Raw genomic sequence first — 16,599 nt, 5'->3', positions numbered from 1 at the left:
CGTGAACGCCGTGCTCGTCGTGGACAACCATGACAGCTTCGTCCACACCCTCGTGGACTACCTGCACCAGCTCGGGGCCGCCACCGATCTTCGGGAGGCCGATGACATCACGGATGCCGCTGCAGCGGTCCGCGGATACTCCGGGGTGCTGGTCTCCCCCGGTCCGGGCCGTCCCGCGGACGCCGGCGCGTCGATCGACGTCGTCCGCGCGGCCGTCGATGCCGGCATCCCGCTCCTCGGCGTGTGCCTCGGACACCAGGCGATCGCGGAAGCCTTCGGCGCGCGCGTCGACCACGCGCCGGAACTGATGCACGGGATCACCTCTCCCGTGCACCACGGAGGCGATCCCCTCTTCGCCGGGCTGGCCGATCCCTTCACCGCCACGCGCTACCACTCCCTCGCCGTGGTCGAGGAGACCCTGCCGGCGGAGATCGTGGTCACGGCGCGGACCGACAGCGGGGTCGTCATGGGGATCCGACACCGCAGCGCACCCGTCGTGGGCGTGCAGTTCCACCCCGAGAGCGTCCTCACCGAGGGCGGACATCGGCTGCTCGGCAACTGGCTCGCCGAGGCGGGGTCCACCGTCGCCGCGGAGCGGGGCGCGCGCCTCACTCCGCGTCAGGCGCCGGTGCAGTAGGTGAGGGTGATCTCGGAGCGGTAGGGCACATCGCCGGGGGCGAGGGACTGCGCCGTGACCGTCGGGGGATCCGTCGCCGCGCAGGCGCCGTCCTCCTGCGGGACCACGGTGAGTTCGAGCGCTTCCAGTTCACGCGTCGCGGCCTCCAGCGTGTAGCCGGTGACGTCGTTGATCGTCACGCGACCGGAGGCGACCACCAGGTTCACGGCGGTGCCCACCGCGATGGAGGAATCCGCCGTCTGGTCGGCGGAGATCACGATGTTCTCGGCCAGCGCCGGGTCGTTCCGCGAGCTGACGGTGCCGAGGGTGAGGCCCGCCTGCTCGAGCGCCGCGGTGGCTTCGTCACGGGTGAGCCCCGCGAGCTCAGGGACGGTGGCCAGCTCCTGACCGCGCGAGACGAACACCCGCACCTCCTGTCCGGGCGACATGGAGGTGCCGGGGGCGGGCTCGGTGCGGATCACGTTGCCGACGGCGACGTCGATGGAGTCCTCCTCCACGCGGATGGCGAGGAGGTCGGCGTCGGCGAGCTCCGCATTCGCGCGGTCGTATGTCATGCCGGAGACGTCCGGCACGACGGCGGCGTTCGTGGGGACGTCGGTGGGCTGGAGGGACAGCACCCAGATGACGACGGAGATGAGGAGGACGGCGAGGACCGCCACCCCCGACCAGATCCACGCGACCGGGGGCCCGGCCTGCGTGCGCTTCATCGTCGTGTCGGTGCTCAGCTGGCGGAGGGAGCGCGCCGTCTCGGCCGCCTGACGGGGGTTGGGCCCGTACAGCTCGCTCGTGAGCGCCCCGAGCGCGCGCTTGGACGGCGCACGCCCGTCGATGGTCGCGTCGAGCGCCTCACGGAAGCTCGCGGCATCCTGGTAGCGCTGGAAGGGGTCCTTGGCCAGCGATCGCAGCGCGACGGCATCCAGGGATCGCGGGACGGTGTCGCGGATCTCGGACGGCGCGACGGGAGCTTCGCTGACGTGCTGATAGGCGACGGCGACCGGCGACTCGCCGCGGAACGGCGGGCGCCCGGCGAGCAGCTCGTAGAGCACGACGCCGGTGGAGTACAGATCGGCGCGTGCGTCGACGGGTTCGCCCTTGGCCTGCTCCGGCGAGAAGTACGACGCGGTCCCGATGATGGCCGTCGTCTCGGCGACGGTCGAGGAGCTGTCCGACACCGCGCGGGCGATGCCGAAGTCCATGACCTTCACCTGACCGGCATCCGTCACCATGACGTTGCCGGGCTTGATGTCGCGGTGGACAACACCGGCGCGGTGCGAGTACTCGAGGGCCTCGAGGATGCCGTCGACGTACCGGATCGCATCGTCGAGGGGAACCGGGCCCTCGGCGATGATGTCCTTGAGCAGCGCGCCCTTGACGAGCTCCATCACGATGAACGGCACGGGGCGGACGACGCCGTCCTTGCCGGTCTCGGAATCCTCGCCGGCATCGAAGACGCGGACGATGGTGGGGTGGGCCATTCGGGAGGCCGCCTGCGCCTCGAGGCGGAACCGCGTACGGAACGCGTTGTCGCCGGCGAGGTCGCGATCGAGGATCTTGATGGCCACCTCGCGCCCGAGGGTGAGGTCGTATCCGCGGTAGACGCTGGCCATCCCGCCGCGCCCGATGGGCTCGTCGATGCGGTAGCGGCCGGAAAGCACGCGCGGATCAGCGGTCACTGTCTCCCCCTGTCTGGAACATCAGCCACACTAGCCGAGCGCCCGGGCGGCGACCTGAGAACAGGCCGCCGCCCGGGCGATGTCGGATGCTCCGCGCCTTACTCGTCCGTGGTCGGGTTCGGGTCGGGCGTCGGGCCGGGGGCCGGGGGCTGCTCGATCGTCGCCGTGGCCTCGGGCGACGTCGGCGAGGTGCGCTCAGCCGACGGTCCGCCCGAGCAGGTGACCGTGTAGGTCACGATGAGCGTGCCGCTGCCGTTGTTCGGGATCGTGATCTGCGCGTTCCGGTCGTTCGCGCCGAAGGACGAGGACGACTGTCCGTTCGCGAACGTGCCGTTGGAAGCGGTGAAGTTGTACGCGCTCGGAGACCCTTCGCCCGCCGGGCACGTGTACCCGGGCCAGCTGACATCGATCGTGCCGCCGGGGGCCACCGTCGGCGAGTTCAGCGCCGGAGCTCCGGGGGTCTCGAGAGCCGTCTGCTCGCCGTAGGCGGTGAGGTTGATCGTCGTGCCGGCGGGGACGCGTCCGGTCGGGTCGACGGTGTAGACCAGCCCGACCTCGCCCTCGGTGGGGGCGGCGTTGCCGGGCGTGCAGCTGGCGACCAGGTCGTTGCTCTCGAGGACGCCGCGGGCGTCATCGCACGACAGGCCGATGAGTCCGAGCGAGTTGACGTCGATCCGCTCCTCGGTGGGCGTGGGATCGGGTGTGGGGGTCGACGTCGTCCGGGTCGGGGAGGGCGACGTGGGACCGGGCTCCGGCTCGCCCTGGTTCGCGAGGACCGCCCACAGCGTTCCGCCGAGCACCAGGAGCAGGAGGACGATGAGCGCGATCAGCGGCCACGTCCAGGGGCTCCGCTTCTTCTTCTCGGTCGTCGCTTCGGCGTCGGGATCGGCATCCGCGTCGAGAGGGAGGGCGGCCGTGGCGGGCAGGAGCCGCGTGGCGGCCTGGGTGTCACTACCCGGGGTGAGCAGCTGCGTCACGTCGTCGACGCTGCCGGCGCCGGCGACGGCGGGGACCGCGGCGACGGCGGCGGCCATGTCGCCGTGACGGAGGGCGGTCGCCGCGCGAGCGACGGCGGCCGCGGTGGCGGGGCGCTCCTCGGGCTTCTTGGCGATCATCGCCATGACGAGGTTCTGCACCGGGACGGCGACGGTCGCCGGCAGCGGCGGGGGCTGCTCGTTGATCTGCGCCATCGCGATCGCGACCTGCGATTCGCCGGTGAACGGCCTGCGACCCGCCAGGCACTCGTACGCGACGATGCCCAGGGAGTACACGTCCGTCGCGGGGGAGGCCGGGTGACCGGACGCCTGCTCGGGCGAGAGGTACTGGACGGTGCCCATGACCTGACCGGTCGCGGTGAGCGGAACCTGGTCGGCGATGCGCGCGATGCCGAAGTCGGTGATCTTCACCCGACCGTCGGGGGTGATGAGGAGGTTGCCGGGCTTGATGTCGCGGTGCACGAGTCCTGCGGCGTGCGCGGCCTGCAGCGCGGAGGAGGTCTGCGCGACGATGTCGAGGGTCTTGTCGCTGGAGAGCGATCCGTCCCTCTCGAGGATCGTCGACAGGGCCTCGCCGGGGACGAGCTCCATGACGAGGAACGCCGAGCCGGCCTCCTCGCCGTAGTCGAAGACGCTGGCGATGCCCTCGTGGTTGACGAGGGCGGCGTGCCGGGCTTCGGCGCGGAAGCGCTCGAGGAAGCCGGGATCCCCCATGTACTCGTCTTTGAGGATCTTGATCGCGACGGTCCGCCCGATGACATGGTCGGTGGCTTCCCACACTTCACCCATGCCGCCGATCGCGATTCGCGAATCCAGCTCGTAGCGGCCGCCGAAGGTCACTCCTTGCGTCGGTCTCATCTGCCCAGCACCGCCTCCATGACCTGTTTCGCGATGGGCGCGGCGATGGTGTTGCCGCTGCCCGATTGTCCCTGCCCGCCGCCGTCCTCGACCACGACGGCCACGGCGACCTGGGGGTCCTCCGCCGGAGCGAATCCGGTGAACCACAGTGTGTACGGCGCACCCGCACCGTTCTCCGCGGTACCGGTCTTACCGGCCACGTCGACCCCGTCTATTCTTGCACCCGACGCCACGCCGTCCGAGACATTGGCGACCATCATCTCGAGCAGGTCCGCGGCGACATCCGGCTCCATCGCGCGGCCGTACTCGGTCGGGTCGAAGGTCTGCTGGACCGACAGATCCGGGCCGATCACGCGGCGGATCATCTGCGGGTTCATCACGAGACCCTCATTCGCGATGCCGGCGGAGACCATCGCGATCTGAAGCGGTGTCGCGGTGACCTGGCCCTGTCCGAACCCGGTCAGGGCGGTCTGGGCGTCGTCGAGTCCGCGGGGGTAGCTCGACGGCGTCGAGGTCAGCGGGATGTCGAAGCTGGAGTTGAACCCGAACTTCTCCGCTTCCTCGCGGATGGCGTCATCCCCCAGCTCCACGGCGAGCTCGGCGAAGGGGATGTTGCAGCTCAGCCGCATCGCCGTCTCCAGCGTCACCTCCTCGCCCTCGCCGCACGTGCCGCCGCTGGCGTTGCGCAGAACGCTGGAGGACTGGGGCAGGCGGTATGAGGCGGGGTTGGGGAAGGTGGATTCGGGCGTGTACTCGCCGGAGGCGAGGGCGGCGGAGGCGACCACGAGCTTGAACACGGATCCGGGCGGGTTCAGGTCGCCCGCGATCGCTCGGTTCGACAGAGGCTTGCCCGGGTCGGCGACCAGTGCGTCGTACGCCTCGTTGACCTCGGCCGTGATGTGCGAGGCGAGGAGGTTCGTGTCGAAGCTCGGGCTGGACACGAGGGCGAGGATGCGGCCCGTGGACGGGTCCATCGCCACGACAGCGCCCTCGAGGTCGCCGAGTGCGTCGTACGCGGCCCGCTGGACCTCGGCATCCAGCGTCAGGGAGACGTTGGACCCGCGCGGCGGCTGCCCGGTGATGATGCGGTCGAGGCGCGAGAAGAACTGCGACCCGGAGGTGCCGCTCAGCGGCTGGTTCATCGCCAGCTCGAGTCCGGTGGCGGCGCCCAGTGCGGGGTTGATGTAGCCGGTGACGGGCGCCCACATGTCGGGGTCGACGTACTGGCGCTGCCAGCTGTACACATCGTCGGACGGCACCGAAGAGGCGATCGCGGCGCCGCTGGCGATGATCGAGCCGCGCTGGACCTCGTAGGAGTCGTAGAGCGCCCGGGTGTTCTGCGAGTTCTGCTGCAGAGCATCCGCCTGCACCACCTGGATCCAGCTGACCGATCCGAAGAGGGCGAGGAACATCGCCAGCATCACGATGCTGAGGCGTCGGAGTTCTTTGGTCATGTCAGCCGATCACCACCCGGGGACGACTGCGGACGGCATCCGAGATCCGCAGCAGAAGGGCCACGATGATCCAGTTCGCCACGAGGGAGGACCCGCCCGCGGCGAGGAACGGGGTCGTGAGGCCGGTCAGCGGGATCACGCGCGTCACACCGCCGACCATGATGAACACCTGCAGGGCGATGGTGAACGACAGCCCGGTCGCGAGGAGCTTGCCGAAGTCGTCCTGGCCGGCGAGTCCGATGCGGATGCCGCGGCTCGTGAAGACCATGTACAGGCAGAGGATCGCGAAGACGCCGATGAGACCGAGCTCCTCGCCGAGGCTCGGCAGGATGTAGTCGCTCTCGGCGACCGGCGTCAGGTACGGACGGCCCTGGCCGAGACCCGTGCCGACGAGGCCGCCTTGCGCGAGGCCGAAGATGCCCTGCACGAGCTGGTAGCTGCCGCCGGGGGCGTCGACCACGGCCGGGTTGAAGGCGTCGAGCCAGTTCGTGAAGCGTCCTTGCACGTAGGGCAGGACGCGGGATGCCGCGAAGGCGCCGACGGCGACGAGGACGAGCCCGATGAGCACCCAGCCGGTCTTGCCCGTGGCGACGTAGAGCATCGCCACGAACATGCCGAAGATGAGAAGACCCGTGCCGAGATCGCGCTGGAGCACGATGATCCCGAGCGAGACGAGCCAGAAGACGAGGACCGGGCCGAGCTCGCGTGCGCGCGGCCACGTCATGCCGAGGACCTTGGTGCCGGTGGTCGTCAGGCTCTCCCGGGTGCGCACGAGGTAGCCGGCGAAGAAGATCGCCAGGCACAGCTTCGCCAGCTCGCCCGGCTGGAACGTGAAGAAGCCGACGTCCACCCACACGTCGGCGTTGCCGCCGGCGCTGAGGCCGGGGATGACCGGGAGGACGAGCAGCAGGATGCCGACGAAACCGAAGATGTAGGTGTACCGGAAGAGCACTCGGTAGTTCTTCAGAACGACGACCACGGCGATGGCCAGGACCACCGCGATGCCCGCCCACGCCAGCTGGCGCGTGGAGAAGGCACCCCAGCCGAAGCGGATCGCGGCGATGTCGAGCCGGTAGATCATCGCGATCCCGAGCCCGGTGAGGAGCGTCGCGATCGGCACGACGAAGGGGTCGGCATCCCTCGCCACCAGGCGCAGCACGATGTGGAGGGCGACGACGAGGGCCGTGAGCCCGCCGCAGTAGACGAGGAAGCGCCAGTTGATCTCTCCGAGCGCGCCGAGCTGGACCAGCGCGACGGCGGACCAGGTCAGCGCGAGCGCGAAGATCAGCAGGGCGAGCTCGCGGTTGCGCTGGGTCTGCGGGACGCGCAGGCGCCGCAGGGCCCGGATGACGGCGGTGTCGCTCGAGACCGTATCGGGTGCGTCGGGGCGTGCCGGTGCCGCGCTCATCCGCCTCCTCCTGCCGTCTCACTGATCGTGGCGACGATACGACGTGCGTCTAGGAGGGAGCTCGCCGAGATGGTCTGCTCGATGGTCGCCTGCGCGAATTCCGGAAGCGAATCGAGCGGGATGCCGGTGTCTTCGTACGGCGTGGACAGCGAGATCGGGCCGATGTCCTGCTGGACGCCGCGGAAGATCACCACGGTGTCCTCGTCGGCGCCGACGTAGTAGCGCGTCTGGGTCCACTGGTAGCCGCCCCACAGGCCCACGGCGAGGATGCCGAGGACGAGCACCACGCCGATGATCCAGCCGAACCGGCGGCGACGGCCGCGTCGACGGTCTTCCTCGATGAGCTCCTCGAGGAACTCCGCGGCCGGCTCGAAGTGCGTCGGCTCGTTCGCGGCCTGCCGGTTCGGGTGCAGCCAGCTGGTGCGTCCGGGGCGGGCGGCGGGCACCTCGATGCCCTGCGGGTTGGAGGCGGAGCCGACGATCGTGGGTGTCCCGGAGAACACCGGATGCGCGCCGCCGACGTCGGCGATGACGATCGTGACGTTGTCGGGAGCGCCCCCGTCGAGGGCTTGCTTGAGCAGGATGTCGGCGGTGCGGCCGGGCGTGAGGCCCTGGCTGAGCGCTTTCGCCGTGTGGGCGTCGTCGACGACGCCGGAGAGGCCGTCCGAGCAGAGCAGCCAGCGGTCGCCCGGCTGCGTCGGCATGATGAACGTGTCGAGCTCGGGGTTCGGGTCCATGTCGCCGAGCACCCGCATGAGGACCGATCGACGCGGGTGGTAGCGCGCCTCCTCCGGTGTGATGCGGCCGGAATCGACCAGGCGCTGGACGAACGTGTGGTCGGTGGTGATCTGGGTGAGCTCGTCGTCGCGGTACAGGTAGATCCGCGAGTCGCCGATGTGCGCGATGACGGCGTAGTCGTTGACCATCACCATGGCGCTGACGGTCGTGCCCATCCCGGCGAGTTCGGGGCGGACGTCCACGGTGTCGATCAGCGCGCGGGCGGTCTCCGAGACGCCGTCCCGCAGGGCCCGTTCGGCATCCGACGGCGACGCGTAGGGGTGGTCGAGCTGCTCCAGCCGGGTGACGGCGATGCTCGAGGCGACGTCGCCGCCGGCATGTCCACCCATGCCGTCGGCCACGAGGAAAAGGTTGGATCCGGCGTACCCGGAGTCCTGGTTGTTGGAGCGCACCTTGCCGGTGTGCGAGATCGCGGCGCTCGAGCCCTGGAAGACCATGGTGAGGGTTCCGCTTACGCCCGCAGCTCGAAGGTCGTCGCGCCGACCTTGATGGGGGCGCCCAGGGTCACCGGGACGGGCGTCGACACGCGGGCGCCGTCGTGCCAGGTCCCGTTCGTCGAGTCGAGGTCTTGCAGCATCCACTGCTCGCCCCACAGGACGAGGCGGGCGTGGTGGCTGGAGGTGTAGTCATCGCGGATCACGAGACCCGACTCGCTCGAGCGACCGATCGTGAGGGGTTCGCTGCCGAGCGGGAGCTCGAGTCCCGCCTTCGGACCCGACGTGATCACGATGCGCGTCGCGGACGTCGTCGTCGCCGCTCCACCCTTGGTGCCGGCGCGGGGCGCGGATCCGGATGCCGGGCGGTCGGCCACGGGGGCGGTGGTGTTCGCGCGCGGGGCGGCGGGCGCAGCGGCGGCTGCCGCGGGGCTCGCAGCGGCGGGTGCGCCGGCCTCGGCGGGCTCGGGCATCCGTCGGACCTTCACACCGAACAGGTCGGCGCGGAGCGAATAGACGACGCCGAAGACGAACGCCCAGAGGAGGACGAGGAAGCCGATGCGCAGCAGCAGGAGGGTCAGTTCACTCATGCGAGGGGTCCGCCTTCGCGCAGATCGTAGGCCCGCGTCGCGTCGGCCGCCGGGAGGGGCGGGCGCGGCGGAGTGGCCTGGGCGACCACGCGGAAGATGATCTCGGTGCGGCCGATGGTGACCACCGAGTCGGGGGCGAGGGCGGCTTCGCCGACCTTCTGCCCGTTGAGTTTGGTGCCGTTCGTGGACTTCAGATCGCGCACCATCGCGCGCTCGCCGTCCCACAGGATCTCGACGTGTCGGCGCGAGGTGCCGGAGTCGGGGATGGTGATGTCGGCGTCGCTGCCGCGACCGATGACGGTGCGTGATTTGGCGAGGGTGTGGCGCTTGCCGTCGATGTCGACGACGCCGCGCCAGGAGACCTCGCCGCCCTGAGCGGTGGCGCTGTCGACGCGGAGGGTGCCGGTGGACAGCTGCGGGTCGCGCTCGAGGGTGATCGATACGGGGCCGGCGAAGCTGTAGCCCTGAGCCTTGGCGTGGGTGTGCACCAATGTGTCGAGCTCGTGGATGAGGGCGCCGCCGAGGGCCGCCATCTTCTCGTCGTCGGCGGGGGCGAGGCGCACGGCGAAGGTGTTGGGCGCGAGGATGCGGTCGCGGGTGACGACGGCGGCCTTCTTGTCGAGTTCGCTGCGGAGGGCGGAGGCGATCTCGACGGGCTGGATGCCGCTGCGGAAGGTCTTCGCGAACGCGCTGTTCACGGCGCGCTCGAGACCTTTCTCGAAGCTGTCAAGTAGTCCCACGGGGCTCCTCGGAGGGCGGTTCCGGTTGGTACATGGTAATTGCACATGAGCATCGGTGCCGTGCGAGTGGACGGAGGGAGGGAAGTGCGGGCGGTCGGGCCGCCGTCGGGCGGGTCGGGTGCGTCCTTGCGCCATTCTGCCCCGTCCAGGCGCTCGCGCGCGATTCCGCGGGCGGATTCGGGCGTGATATCCTCGCACAGTTGCGTCGGCAGGTGACTGCCGTTCGCGCGAGTGGCGGAATAGGTAGACGCGCTGGCTTCAGGTGCCAGTGCCCGCAAGGGCGTGGGGGTTCAAGTCCCCCCTCGCGCACAGCGAATGTGCGGACAGCCGGTCGGTGGAGAGATCCCCGGCCGGCTTCGTCGTTTCCGGATGCGGTGTGCGGCGGCTCGGGCGCCGTGGGGAATCCGAGAGGATGTCGAGCGTGACGACGAACGTGCGCCCGCTCCCCGCCGTGGGTCGACTGCGCCGGGGACGACTGCCGTTCCTCGGGCCGATGAACGCCGCGGTGCAGTTCCTCTACTGGCCGGCGATCACTTTCGCGCTCTGGCTGTATCTCCCTCCCGTCGCGATCATCGTGGGCGTGGTCTCGGGGCTATGGCTGTTGTTGCTTCTGGTGTTGTTCGTGCGATTGCCGTTCGTTCACATCGACTTCACTCCCGACGAGGTGAGCATCGTCGGCTGCCTCACCCGGCGCCGCATTCGGACCGAGGACATCACCGGGGTTTCGGCACTGTCCGCCGGCACGTTCGTGATGCTCGGGATCTGGTACGGCGCCCTGATCGGACGTTCGGTCTACTGCGCGCCGGACTTCGTCCTCGTGGACGGCTCGCGCGTCAACGTCCCGTCGTTCTTCGCGAACGAGTCCGACTCGGAGAACCAGGTCGCTGCCATTCGGGCGTGGCTTCGGGAACGGCAGGCTGAACGCGCGCTCGCAGTACCGGAATGAATCTTGACGCTGTCCTCCGCGCAGGCCGGAGTGGTGTGATGGGACGTGTGGCAGACGACAGCGTCCTGAGGGGCCGCGGCTTCGCGCGGTGGTGGGCGTACCGGCTTCTCACGTTCGCTCCCGCCTTCGCCATCATCTGGTTGTTCCCTGACTACTCCGTGACACGCAAGGTAGTTACCAGTGGGGTGATGCTGGCTATCGCTCTGATGCTCATACCTTTCGAGTTCGTTGTGCTCTCTCGTCGGGAGAAGCGCGATCTGGAGAACGTGGGACCCCGCGTCCGACGCCCCCTCTCAGAAAGCCCGAGACGGATGTATCGAGCGCGACGCAGCAGTGAGCCGGACGGCCACGGGGGTAGTTGAATCGGGGGCCCGCCCGCGGGATATCGATCTGTTGACGGAACCTCAGCTATGGTCCGGAGTTCGCCCTCGATTCCTCTGTCGCGTGATCAGCTACGGTCTCGACCAGACCAAGTACTTCATCGCCGAACGGAGGGCCGTGTGAGACTGCGGCTTTGTAGGTTCGTCAGCTCGTCTGCCGGGCTCACCACGTTCGTGCTCGTGGTGACTGGTCTCGTCTACCCCATAGGGTGGGACGTCAAGATCGGGATGATCTTGATCGGCGTTCCCATCGTGGTCGCCGCCGTCATCCGAGCCACGGCAATGTCCAACTGTGGAAACCCCGTTGTGGAGAGAGCCGCGAGAAGGGTTCACGTGGCGGTTGAGGCGTCGCTTCTTCGATTGGCGAAGAGTCTTGTGGATGCCTGTCGCGGTGTGTGCGACGGCGCCGAGGACCGGTTGCCTTGGAGTGGCAGGCACGAACGGAAACACAGAAGGTCGACGCGGTGATTGAGTACCCGAGACCGCCGATGGATGATTCGGCCAATGTGACCAGCTTGCAGGACTGGGGAGCGTCCCGAGAGGTGATCCCATTTATGGCCTGGGCCTACTCGACAGTTCGGGCCCCGCAGATTCCTCCGCAGATCCAGCTCCCTCAAGGCTGGAGCCCGAGATCGAAGCCTTCGCTGTCGAATGTTGTCGACATGCTGCGGAGGGGCGCGGGGTTGTCACTTCACGAGTCTGTTCCCGTCGACGTCGCGCTCTTTCGTGAAGGACACGCGACGCTCTCGAGCCTGGAGTGCGTGGGGAATGCCCGCGCGTTCGGATCTCTCGAGAGCGTCGAAGGCATGGTTGGGCTTCAGAGCCTCAGCTTGCCTCGCTTCGCAACGAGGTTCGATCTGGCGCATCTGGACAAGTTGCGAGTGGCGACCATCTCTCACGCCGCGCAAGTGTCGGTCGCGAAAGCACCCAATCTGACTGTTCTCGGGCTGAGGATGTCGTCGGTGCCGTCCACCTTCACGCTCGAGCCTCAGATCCATGAGCTCGACCTCGACGTTCGTCAGCTCGACATGCGTTCGTGGGGATCAACACAGAATCTCCGCGAGGTGGTCGTCACCGGTGCGTCCAGCTTTGACGTGACGCCGCTCGCCGACGCTATTGAGCTCGAGCGTCTCATCGTCATGAGGACGAAAGAGGTCACCGGACTTTCCGCGCTTCGCAATTGCCGCAAGCTGAAGGAGGTCGTGCTGTCGAATGTCCATCGCTTAGACGATGTTCGGGTTCTTCTTGAGCTTTCGCTGATGCGTTTCGAGGGCGTCGGACCCGCCTTCGACGACGACTTTGCCGTTGCCGCGGGAGCGCGTGCTGGCTGGTGGGTGCCGCGACCGGCCAAGGCACGCGAGGGTGTAGCCGCACCGTTCGTCATCCGAGAGGTGCCGGACGATCTCATCGAGGTCGCCCTCAGCGACATGGCGTGGTTCGCCGCTCGGACCGGCCTGCCTCTGGATTCCGTCACCACCGATGATGTCGAGCAATTGGTGCAGCACGAGCTCGAGCGAACTCACCCGCAGTGGCTGAGTGAGGAGATCGTCATCCTCGATTCCGAAGCCGATGAATTCATCGCGATAGTGCCGAACACCCAGGTCGCTCGGACGATGGTCGCTGTGATGAGCCGGCTCTTCGCCGACACAAGCCGGCTACGCGTTGCGGTACGCAGCCTCGGGATGACATGAAGGGCAGTATGAGGGCCAGGCTCTGTCGCTTTCTGGGCTCCTCCGCCGCGCTTTACACGCTTGCCGCCCTGACCGTCAGTATCGTCGGACCCGCTGACTGGTGGTGGAAACTGGTCATGGTGTTCGTGGCCACCCCCATCGTCGTGTTGGCCACGACCCGGTTCTACGGCAACCATCAGATCTGGAATCCGCCTTGTGGGGAGACCCGGAAGAAGCGTCCGCGAACTGACTGAACGCGAGCGGTCCCGGATCACGCGGAGTGAGGGTGCCCCAGAGCATCTCCGCTGGGCTTGAGGCAGCGGGGCTAGCGGGAGCCGGGGTGGCCGGGCGGACTGGAAAGTGCCGCGGAGGATCGATGCTCGAATACCTTCGGGGGGGGGAGTAATCATCACGGAGTCACGGTCCGCGCCGGTCACGGGTCGAGCCGGGCGCGCCTTCCTGCTCTCGATATCGACATTCCTCGGCGGAGGGGGAGCGTTCGCGCTCGCAACCGTCGGCTTCGTCGAGTCGAGTCTCGGCGCGTGGTCCTTCGTTCTCGCTTCCCCCCCTGCTCGGGTTGTTCGTTTGGGCCTGGGTCCGATTTCCGAGCCTCGGAATCCTTGTCACCGACCAGCATGTGGTCGTGCGGTCGTGGTGGCAGACGACGCTGTTCGCGCGCGAGAAGGTGGTGCGGTTCCGCTCCTTGACGTACACGGGCGTGCTCTACATCTCTTGGCCCGCCATGAGTGGGGTTCTCGAACCTGGGCAGGTCGTGGTGGTTATGGCAGGCGGTTACGAGCACGTGTGTGGCGGTTCGGTCACGTGGAGGACCACGGCGCGAGCTCAGGCGAGAGGGCTCAGCGACGCTTTGGGGGTTTCCGCGGAGCGTTCCTCAATGCGCCGAGCCGTGGGGGTAGACGGCCGAAGGAGGACGACCATGCGGGAGAGCCCTCGTCGGGTGTATCGAGCGCGACAGTGGGGGATCGATGACCCGAAGTCGTGAGGACGTGATCGAGGAAGCGGGAGAGGTCCTCGTCGGCTCTCGCCGCCTCGTCCGGAGTGTGTGGATGCTTCTGGGGCTGGGGTGCTGGCTGATCGTCGCCGCGATCTGTGTCGGTATTGCCGGGTCGACGGTGTGGCCCATCGCGCTCGTTGCATCCGCGATCGCCGGTGCGGCGACCGCCGCCGCCGTGTGGACCGTCGTCGGTGGACTCCGCATGCGGATCCGGCTGCAGGACACGCGGTTGACGGTCAGAGGCTGGCTGTGGCGGGAGGACATCGTGGTGCCGCGCGAGGATATCGAGGGCGGAGAGGTCGTCGAGTTCTTCGATCCGCGACTGCACGGCCTGTACTGGATCCGGGGCAATCGGAACTACCCGCGGAAATTGCAGCTGCAGCTGCGGACTGGCGACACGGTGGGTATCCCGTCGAGCTTCGGACCGGAGCAGCTCCTCCGAAGACAGGCCGCTCGCGTGAACGAATGGTGCGCGGCGTCCGATGGCGCCGGTTCCGCGACGGGTGATGCCAGCGACAAGGGGTACCGAATCGACACAATGCCGCGATTTGTCGCCTGGTTCCCCTGTTACCAGGCGGCTGCTGTCCTCGGGGTGATTTCTGTCGCGGTGAGCGCTGTCGGCTCTTTCGCGGCTCTCGGTCTCAGCGTCGCCTGCGCCGCCGGATTCGTGGCAGGCTTCGGCCGGCTCGCAAGACGGATGGATCGCAGCGACCCGGACTTCGATGAAGTGTTCTGAGTGATGGTGGGACGCAGGGCAGACGCGGGCATCTTGAGGGGCCGCAGCTTCGCGAGGTGGGTGGGTTACCGGCTTCTGACGCTCACCCCCGTGTTGGCCATCATCTGGCTACCGACCGGCCCTTCTGTGTCCGACAAGGTGATCAGTAGCGCGATCGTGCTGGCCATCTCCATGGGCATCTTCTCGCTGGAGTACGTCGAGCTCTCTCGTCGGGAGAAGCGCAGGCTGGAGGAAGTCAGACCTGCTGCCCGCCGTCCTCTCTCGGAAAGTCCGCGTCGGCTGTACCGCGCGCGCCGACGCAACGCGGTGGATGGTTCGGATACCGCCGCGCGCTAGTCCGCCCCGGCGCGCCGTTTGGCGCCGCCACCCCGGCGAGTGAGGATGGGTCGGTGCTCGACGGCCCGCCCCTCGCCGAATGGCTGCCGGTGTCGGCGGCCGCTCTGGTGTTCCTGCTGGTCGCGGCGGGCATCGCCGGATGGGTGGACGCGGTCGTCGGCGGTGGCGGACTCATCCAACTCCCAGCCCTCGTCATCGCCGTTCCGCAGGATGTCGCCACGCCCTACGTCCTCGGCACCAACAAGCTCTCCTCCTTCTTCGGCACGCTGACGGCCAGCTGGGTGTACCTGCGCCGCATCCGCGTGCAGCTCGTGCTCCTCGTCCCCCTCGTCGCGGGCGCGTTCTCCGGCTCGGCCGCGGGTGCCGCCGTCTCGCGGTTCGTGCCGCGCGAGGTGCTGACTCCGGTCGTCCTCGTCGCGGTGGTGGCCGTGGCGGCGTACACCTTCTTCAAGCCCTCGATGGGACTCGAGCACGAACCGCGGTTCGACGGCGGCGTCGCCGTCGTCTGGCGCGCGGCGCTCATCGGCATCGGCGTCGGCTTCTACGACGGACTCCTCGGCCCCGGCACGGGGTCGTTCTTCGTCATCCTCCTCGTCGGCGTGCTCGGTTTCGGCTTCCTCCAGGCCAGCGTCAACGCGAAGGTCGCGAACCTGACCACCAACCTCGCCGCGCTCGCGGTGTACGGGGTCCACGGCGAGATCCTCCTCGTCCTCGGCCTCGCGATGGCGGCGGTCAACATGGCGGGCGGTTTCCTCGGCGCGCACATGGCCACTCGGCGCGGCAGCGCGTTCGTCCGGGTGGTGTTCCTCGTCGTGCTCGGCATCCTCATCGTCAAGCTCGCCTGGGACACGGTCGTCCAGTTCACCGGGTGAATCGGCCCCCCACGCCGACGGATGCCGCACCCGTGCGTCACGCGCCGGTCGAGGCGCGGGGGACGAGCATCGTCGGCAGCTCGAGAGAAGGGTGCGCGACCGACCGGCCCTTCGCGGCGTCGGCGAGGAGCCCGACGGCGGTGGCCGCCATCTCGCGGAGCGGCTGACGGATCGTCGTGAGCGGCGGCTGCAGCCACCGCGCCCCGCGCACGTCGTCGAACCCGACGACGAGGACGTCGCGCCCGATCGACAGGCCCGCCTCCGCGATCGCGCGATAGGCGCCCGCGGCCATCTCGTCCGAGCACGCGAACAGGCCGATCGGTCCGTCGCCGGGGATCTCGGTGAGAGCCCGCGCCGTCGCCCGCCGTGCCTGGCCCGGCGTCCAGTCGGCGCGTTCGCGAACGACCACGGCGCCCGGCATCCGCCGCTCCACCTCCGCCTCGAACCCCTGCACGCGAGCTCTGCCGAAACGGAACGTCGGCTCCCCGGCGATCACGACGAACCGGCGTGCACCGCGGTCGATCAGGTGGGCGGCGGCATCCGTTCCCCCGGCGTGATCGGTCGTGCCGACGTTCCACAGCGGCAGGGACGCATCGCCCCGCGGCCCGAGGAGGACGATCGGGATGCCGGCATCGGCCAGCACCCGCACCTGCGACGCGGTCGGCGTGATGAGGCCGATGACCACCCCGGCCGACCCCCGGGAGCGGATGCGCATCGGCCAGTCGTCGCGCGGCGCATCGCGTTCGGTGGTGAGCACGAGGTCGTAGCCGAGCTCGGCCGCCGCGATCTGCGTCCCCGCGGTGACCTGCTCCGAGTACGGGTCGTGGAATCGGCCGAGCACCAGGTCGATGAGGCGCGAGGTGCCGGCGCGCGGACGGCCGCGGCGCTCGCCGTCGCGCCGGTAGCCGAGGTCCCGGGCGGCGGCGAGCACCCGCGCGCGCGTCTCCGCGGCCATCTCGCCGCGCCCGCGCAGGGCACGCGACACCGTCGTGACGCTCAGCCCGCACCGTGCGGCGACGGCGTCGAGGGTCGGACGCGGTTCGGAGGTCACCCCGTT

At 68.9% G+C, this 16,599-nt stretch carries 15 protein-coding genes and 1 tRNA gene; 8 read left to right on the top strand and 8 right to left on the bottom strand.

Translation table 11 applies throughout. From position 1 onward, the window contains the following. Position 1 precedes the first annotated feature (1 nt). A complete protein-coding gene (locus tag AB0O93_RS13980; protein WP_363344368.1) occupies positions 2 to 637 on the top strand; it encodes a gamma-glutamyl-gamma-aminobutyrate hydrolase family protein in 636 nt (211 codons plus the stop codon). Here AB0O93_RS13980 and pknB read toward each other — a convergent pair. From pknB to AB0O93_RS13945, 7 genes are all read right to left on the bottom strand, one after another. After that, positions 619 to 2,310 (bottom strand): Stk1 family PASTA domain-containing Ser/Thr kinase, encoded by a 1,692-nt coding sequence (pknB, locus tag AB0O93_RS13975; protein ID WP_363344366.1) that lies wholly within the window; start codon positions 2,308 to 2,310, stop codon positions 619 to 621. The genes AB0O93_RS13980 and pknB overlap by 19 nt on opposite strands. 98 nt (positions 2,311 to 2,408) lie before the next feature. Next, positions 2,409 to 4,163, bottom strand: coding sequence for a serine/threonine protein kinase (locus AB0O93_RS13970; RefSeq protein ID WP_363344364.1), 1,755 nt, complete (start codon positions 4,161 to 4,163; stop codon positions 2,409 to 2,411). Then, positions 4,160 to 5,617, bottom strand: a complete 1,458-nt coding sequence (locus tag AB0O93_RS13965; protein ID WP_363344362.1) for a penicillin-binding transpeptidase domain-containing protein — start codon at positions 5,615 to 5,617, stop codon at positions 4,160 to 4,162. Before AB0O93_RS13965 ends, AB0O93_RS13970 begins: the two co-directional genes overlap by 4 nt. 1 nt (position 5,618) lies before the next feature. After that, complete coding sequence (locus tag AB0O93_RS13960; protein WP_363344360.1) at positions 5,619 to 7,025, bottom strand: FtsW/RodA/SpoVE family cell cycle protein; 1,407 nt, start codon at positions 7,023 to 7,025, stop codon at positions 5,619 to 5,621. Continuing rightward, a complete protein-coding gene (locus tag AB0O93_RS13955; RefSeq protein ID WP_363344358.1) occupies positions 7,022 to 8,260 on the bottom strand; it encodes a PP2C family serine/threonine-protein phosphatase in 1,239 nt (412 codons plus the stop codon). The genes AB0O93_RS13960 and AB0O93_RS13955 overlap by 4 nt, the downstream gene beginning before the upstream one ends. A gap of 14 nt (positions 8,261 to 8,274) precedes the next feature. Next, positions 8,275 to 8,847, bottom strand: coding sequence for an FHA domain-containing protein (locus tag AB0O93_RS13950; RefSeq protein WP_363344356.1), 573 nt, complete (start codon positions 8,845 to 8,847; stop codon positions 8,275 to 8,277). Then, positions 8,844 to 9,587 (bottom strand): DUF3662 and FHA domain-containing protein, encoded by a 744-nt coding sequence (locus AB0O93_RS13945; RefSeq protein WP_363344354.1) that lies wholly within the window; start codon positions 9,585 to 9,587, stop codon positions 8,844 to 8,846. The genes AB0O93_RS13950 and AB0O93_RS13945 overlap by 4 nt, the downstream gene beginning before the upstream one ends. A gap of 225 nt (positions 9,588 to 9,812) precedes the next feature. Here AB0O93_RS13945 and AB0O93_RS13940 point away from each other — a divergent pair. The 7 genes from AB0O93_RS13940 to AB0O93_RS13910 all read left to right on the top strand — a co-directional run bounded on the left by AB0O93_RS13940 (position 9,813) and on the right by AB0O93_RS13910 (position 15,542). Beyond that, a tRNA-Leu gene (locus tag AB0O93_RS13940) sits at positions 9,813 to 9,896 on the top strand. Positions 9,897 to 10,008: 112 nt separating this feature from the next. Beyond that, on the top strand, positions 10,009 to 10,533 hold the full coding sequence (locus tag AB0O93_RS13935; RefSeq protein WP_363344352.1) for a hypothetical protein: 525 nt from the start codon (positions 10,009 to 10,011) through the stop codon (positions 10,531 to 10,533). Positions 10,534 to 11,033: 500 nt separating this feature from the next. Continuing rightward, the gene (locus tag AB0O93_RS13930) at positions 11,034 to 11,381 is read left to right on the top strand and encodes a hypothetical protein (protein WP_363344350.1); all 348 of its coding nucleotides are present in this window, start codon (positions 11,034 to 11,036) and stop codon (positions 11,379 to 11,381) included. Between the two features lie 20 nt (positions 11,382 to 11,401). After that, positions 11,402 to 12,604: a hypothetical protein gene (locus AB0O93_RS13925; protein ID WP_363344348.1), complete on the top strand. Its 1,203-nt coding sequence runs from the start codon at positions 11,402 to 11,404 to the stop codon at positions 12,602 to 12,604. A gap of 965 nt (positions 12,605 to 13,569) precedes the next feature. Then, positions 13,570 to 14,334, top strand: a complete 765-nt coding sequence (locus AB0O93_RS13920; protein WP_363344346.1) for a hypothetical protein — start codon at positions 13,570 to 13,572, stop codon at positions 14,332 to 14,334. A gap of 90 nt (positions 14,335 to 14,424) precedes the next feature. Next, on the top strand, positions 14,425 to 14,670 hold the full coding sequence (locus AB0O93_RS13915; protein ID WP_363344344.1) for a hypothetical protein: 246 nt from the start codon (positions 14,425 to 14,427) through the stop codon (positions 14,668 to 14,670). Between the two features lie 53 nt (positions 14,671 to 14,723). Next, entirely contained in the window at positions 14,724 to 15,542 is an 819-nt protein-coding gene (locus AB0O93_RS13910) for a TSUP family transporter (protein ID WP_363344342.1), read from the top strand. Between the two features lie 37 nt (positions 15,543 to 15,579). Here AB0O93_RS13910 and AB0O93_RS13905 read toward each other — a convergent pair whose 3' ends face one another. Further along, positions 15,580 to 16,593, bottom strand: a complete 1,014-nt coding sequence (locus tag AB0O93_RS13905) for a LacI family DNA-binding transcriptional regulator (protein ID WP_363344340.1) — start codon at positions 16,591 to 16,593, stop codon at positions 15,580 to 15,582. Positions 16,594 to 16,599 lie beyond the last annotated feature (6 nt).

This window comes from Microbacterium sp. NPDC077184 (assembly GCF_040687055.1).
GTDB lineage: Bacteria > Actinomycetota > Actinomycetes > Actinomycetales > Microbacteriaceae > Microbacterium.
The sequence above is the reverse complement of the archived record's forward strand: the minus strand, read 5'-3'. Positions and strand labels throughout refer to the sequence as shown.

Coding starts and splice junctions, on each gene's coding strand:
- AB0O93_RS13970 (WP_363344364.1), bottom strand. CDS start 4,163: ATGAGACCGACGCAAGGAGTGACCTTCGGCGGCCGCTACGAGCTGGAT.
- AB0O93_RS13965 (WP_363344362.1), bottom strand. CDS start 5,617: ATGACCAAAGAACTCCGACGCCTCAGCATCGTGATGCTGGCGATGTTC.
- AB0O93_RS13960 (WP_363344360.1), bottom strand. CDS start 7,025: ATGAGCGCGGCACCGGCACGCCCCGACGCACCCGATACGGTCTCGAGC.
- AB0O93_RS13955 (WP_363344358.1), bottom strand. CDS start 8,260: ATGGTCTTCCAGGGCTCGAGCGCCGCGATCTCGCACACCGGCAAGGTG.
- AB0O93_RS13950 (WP_363344356.1), bottom strand. CDS start 8,847: ATGAGTGAACTGACCCTCCTGCTGCTGCGCATCGGCTTCCTCGTCCTC.
- AB0O93_RS13925 (WP_363344348.1), top strand. CDS start 11,402: ATGGATGATTCGGCCAATGTGACCAGCTTGCAGGACTGGGGAGCGTCC.
- AB0O93_RS13920 (WP_363344346.1), top strand. CDS start 13,570: ATGACCCGAAGTCGTGAGGACGTGATCGAGGAAGCGGGAGAGGTCCTC.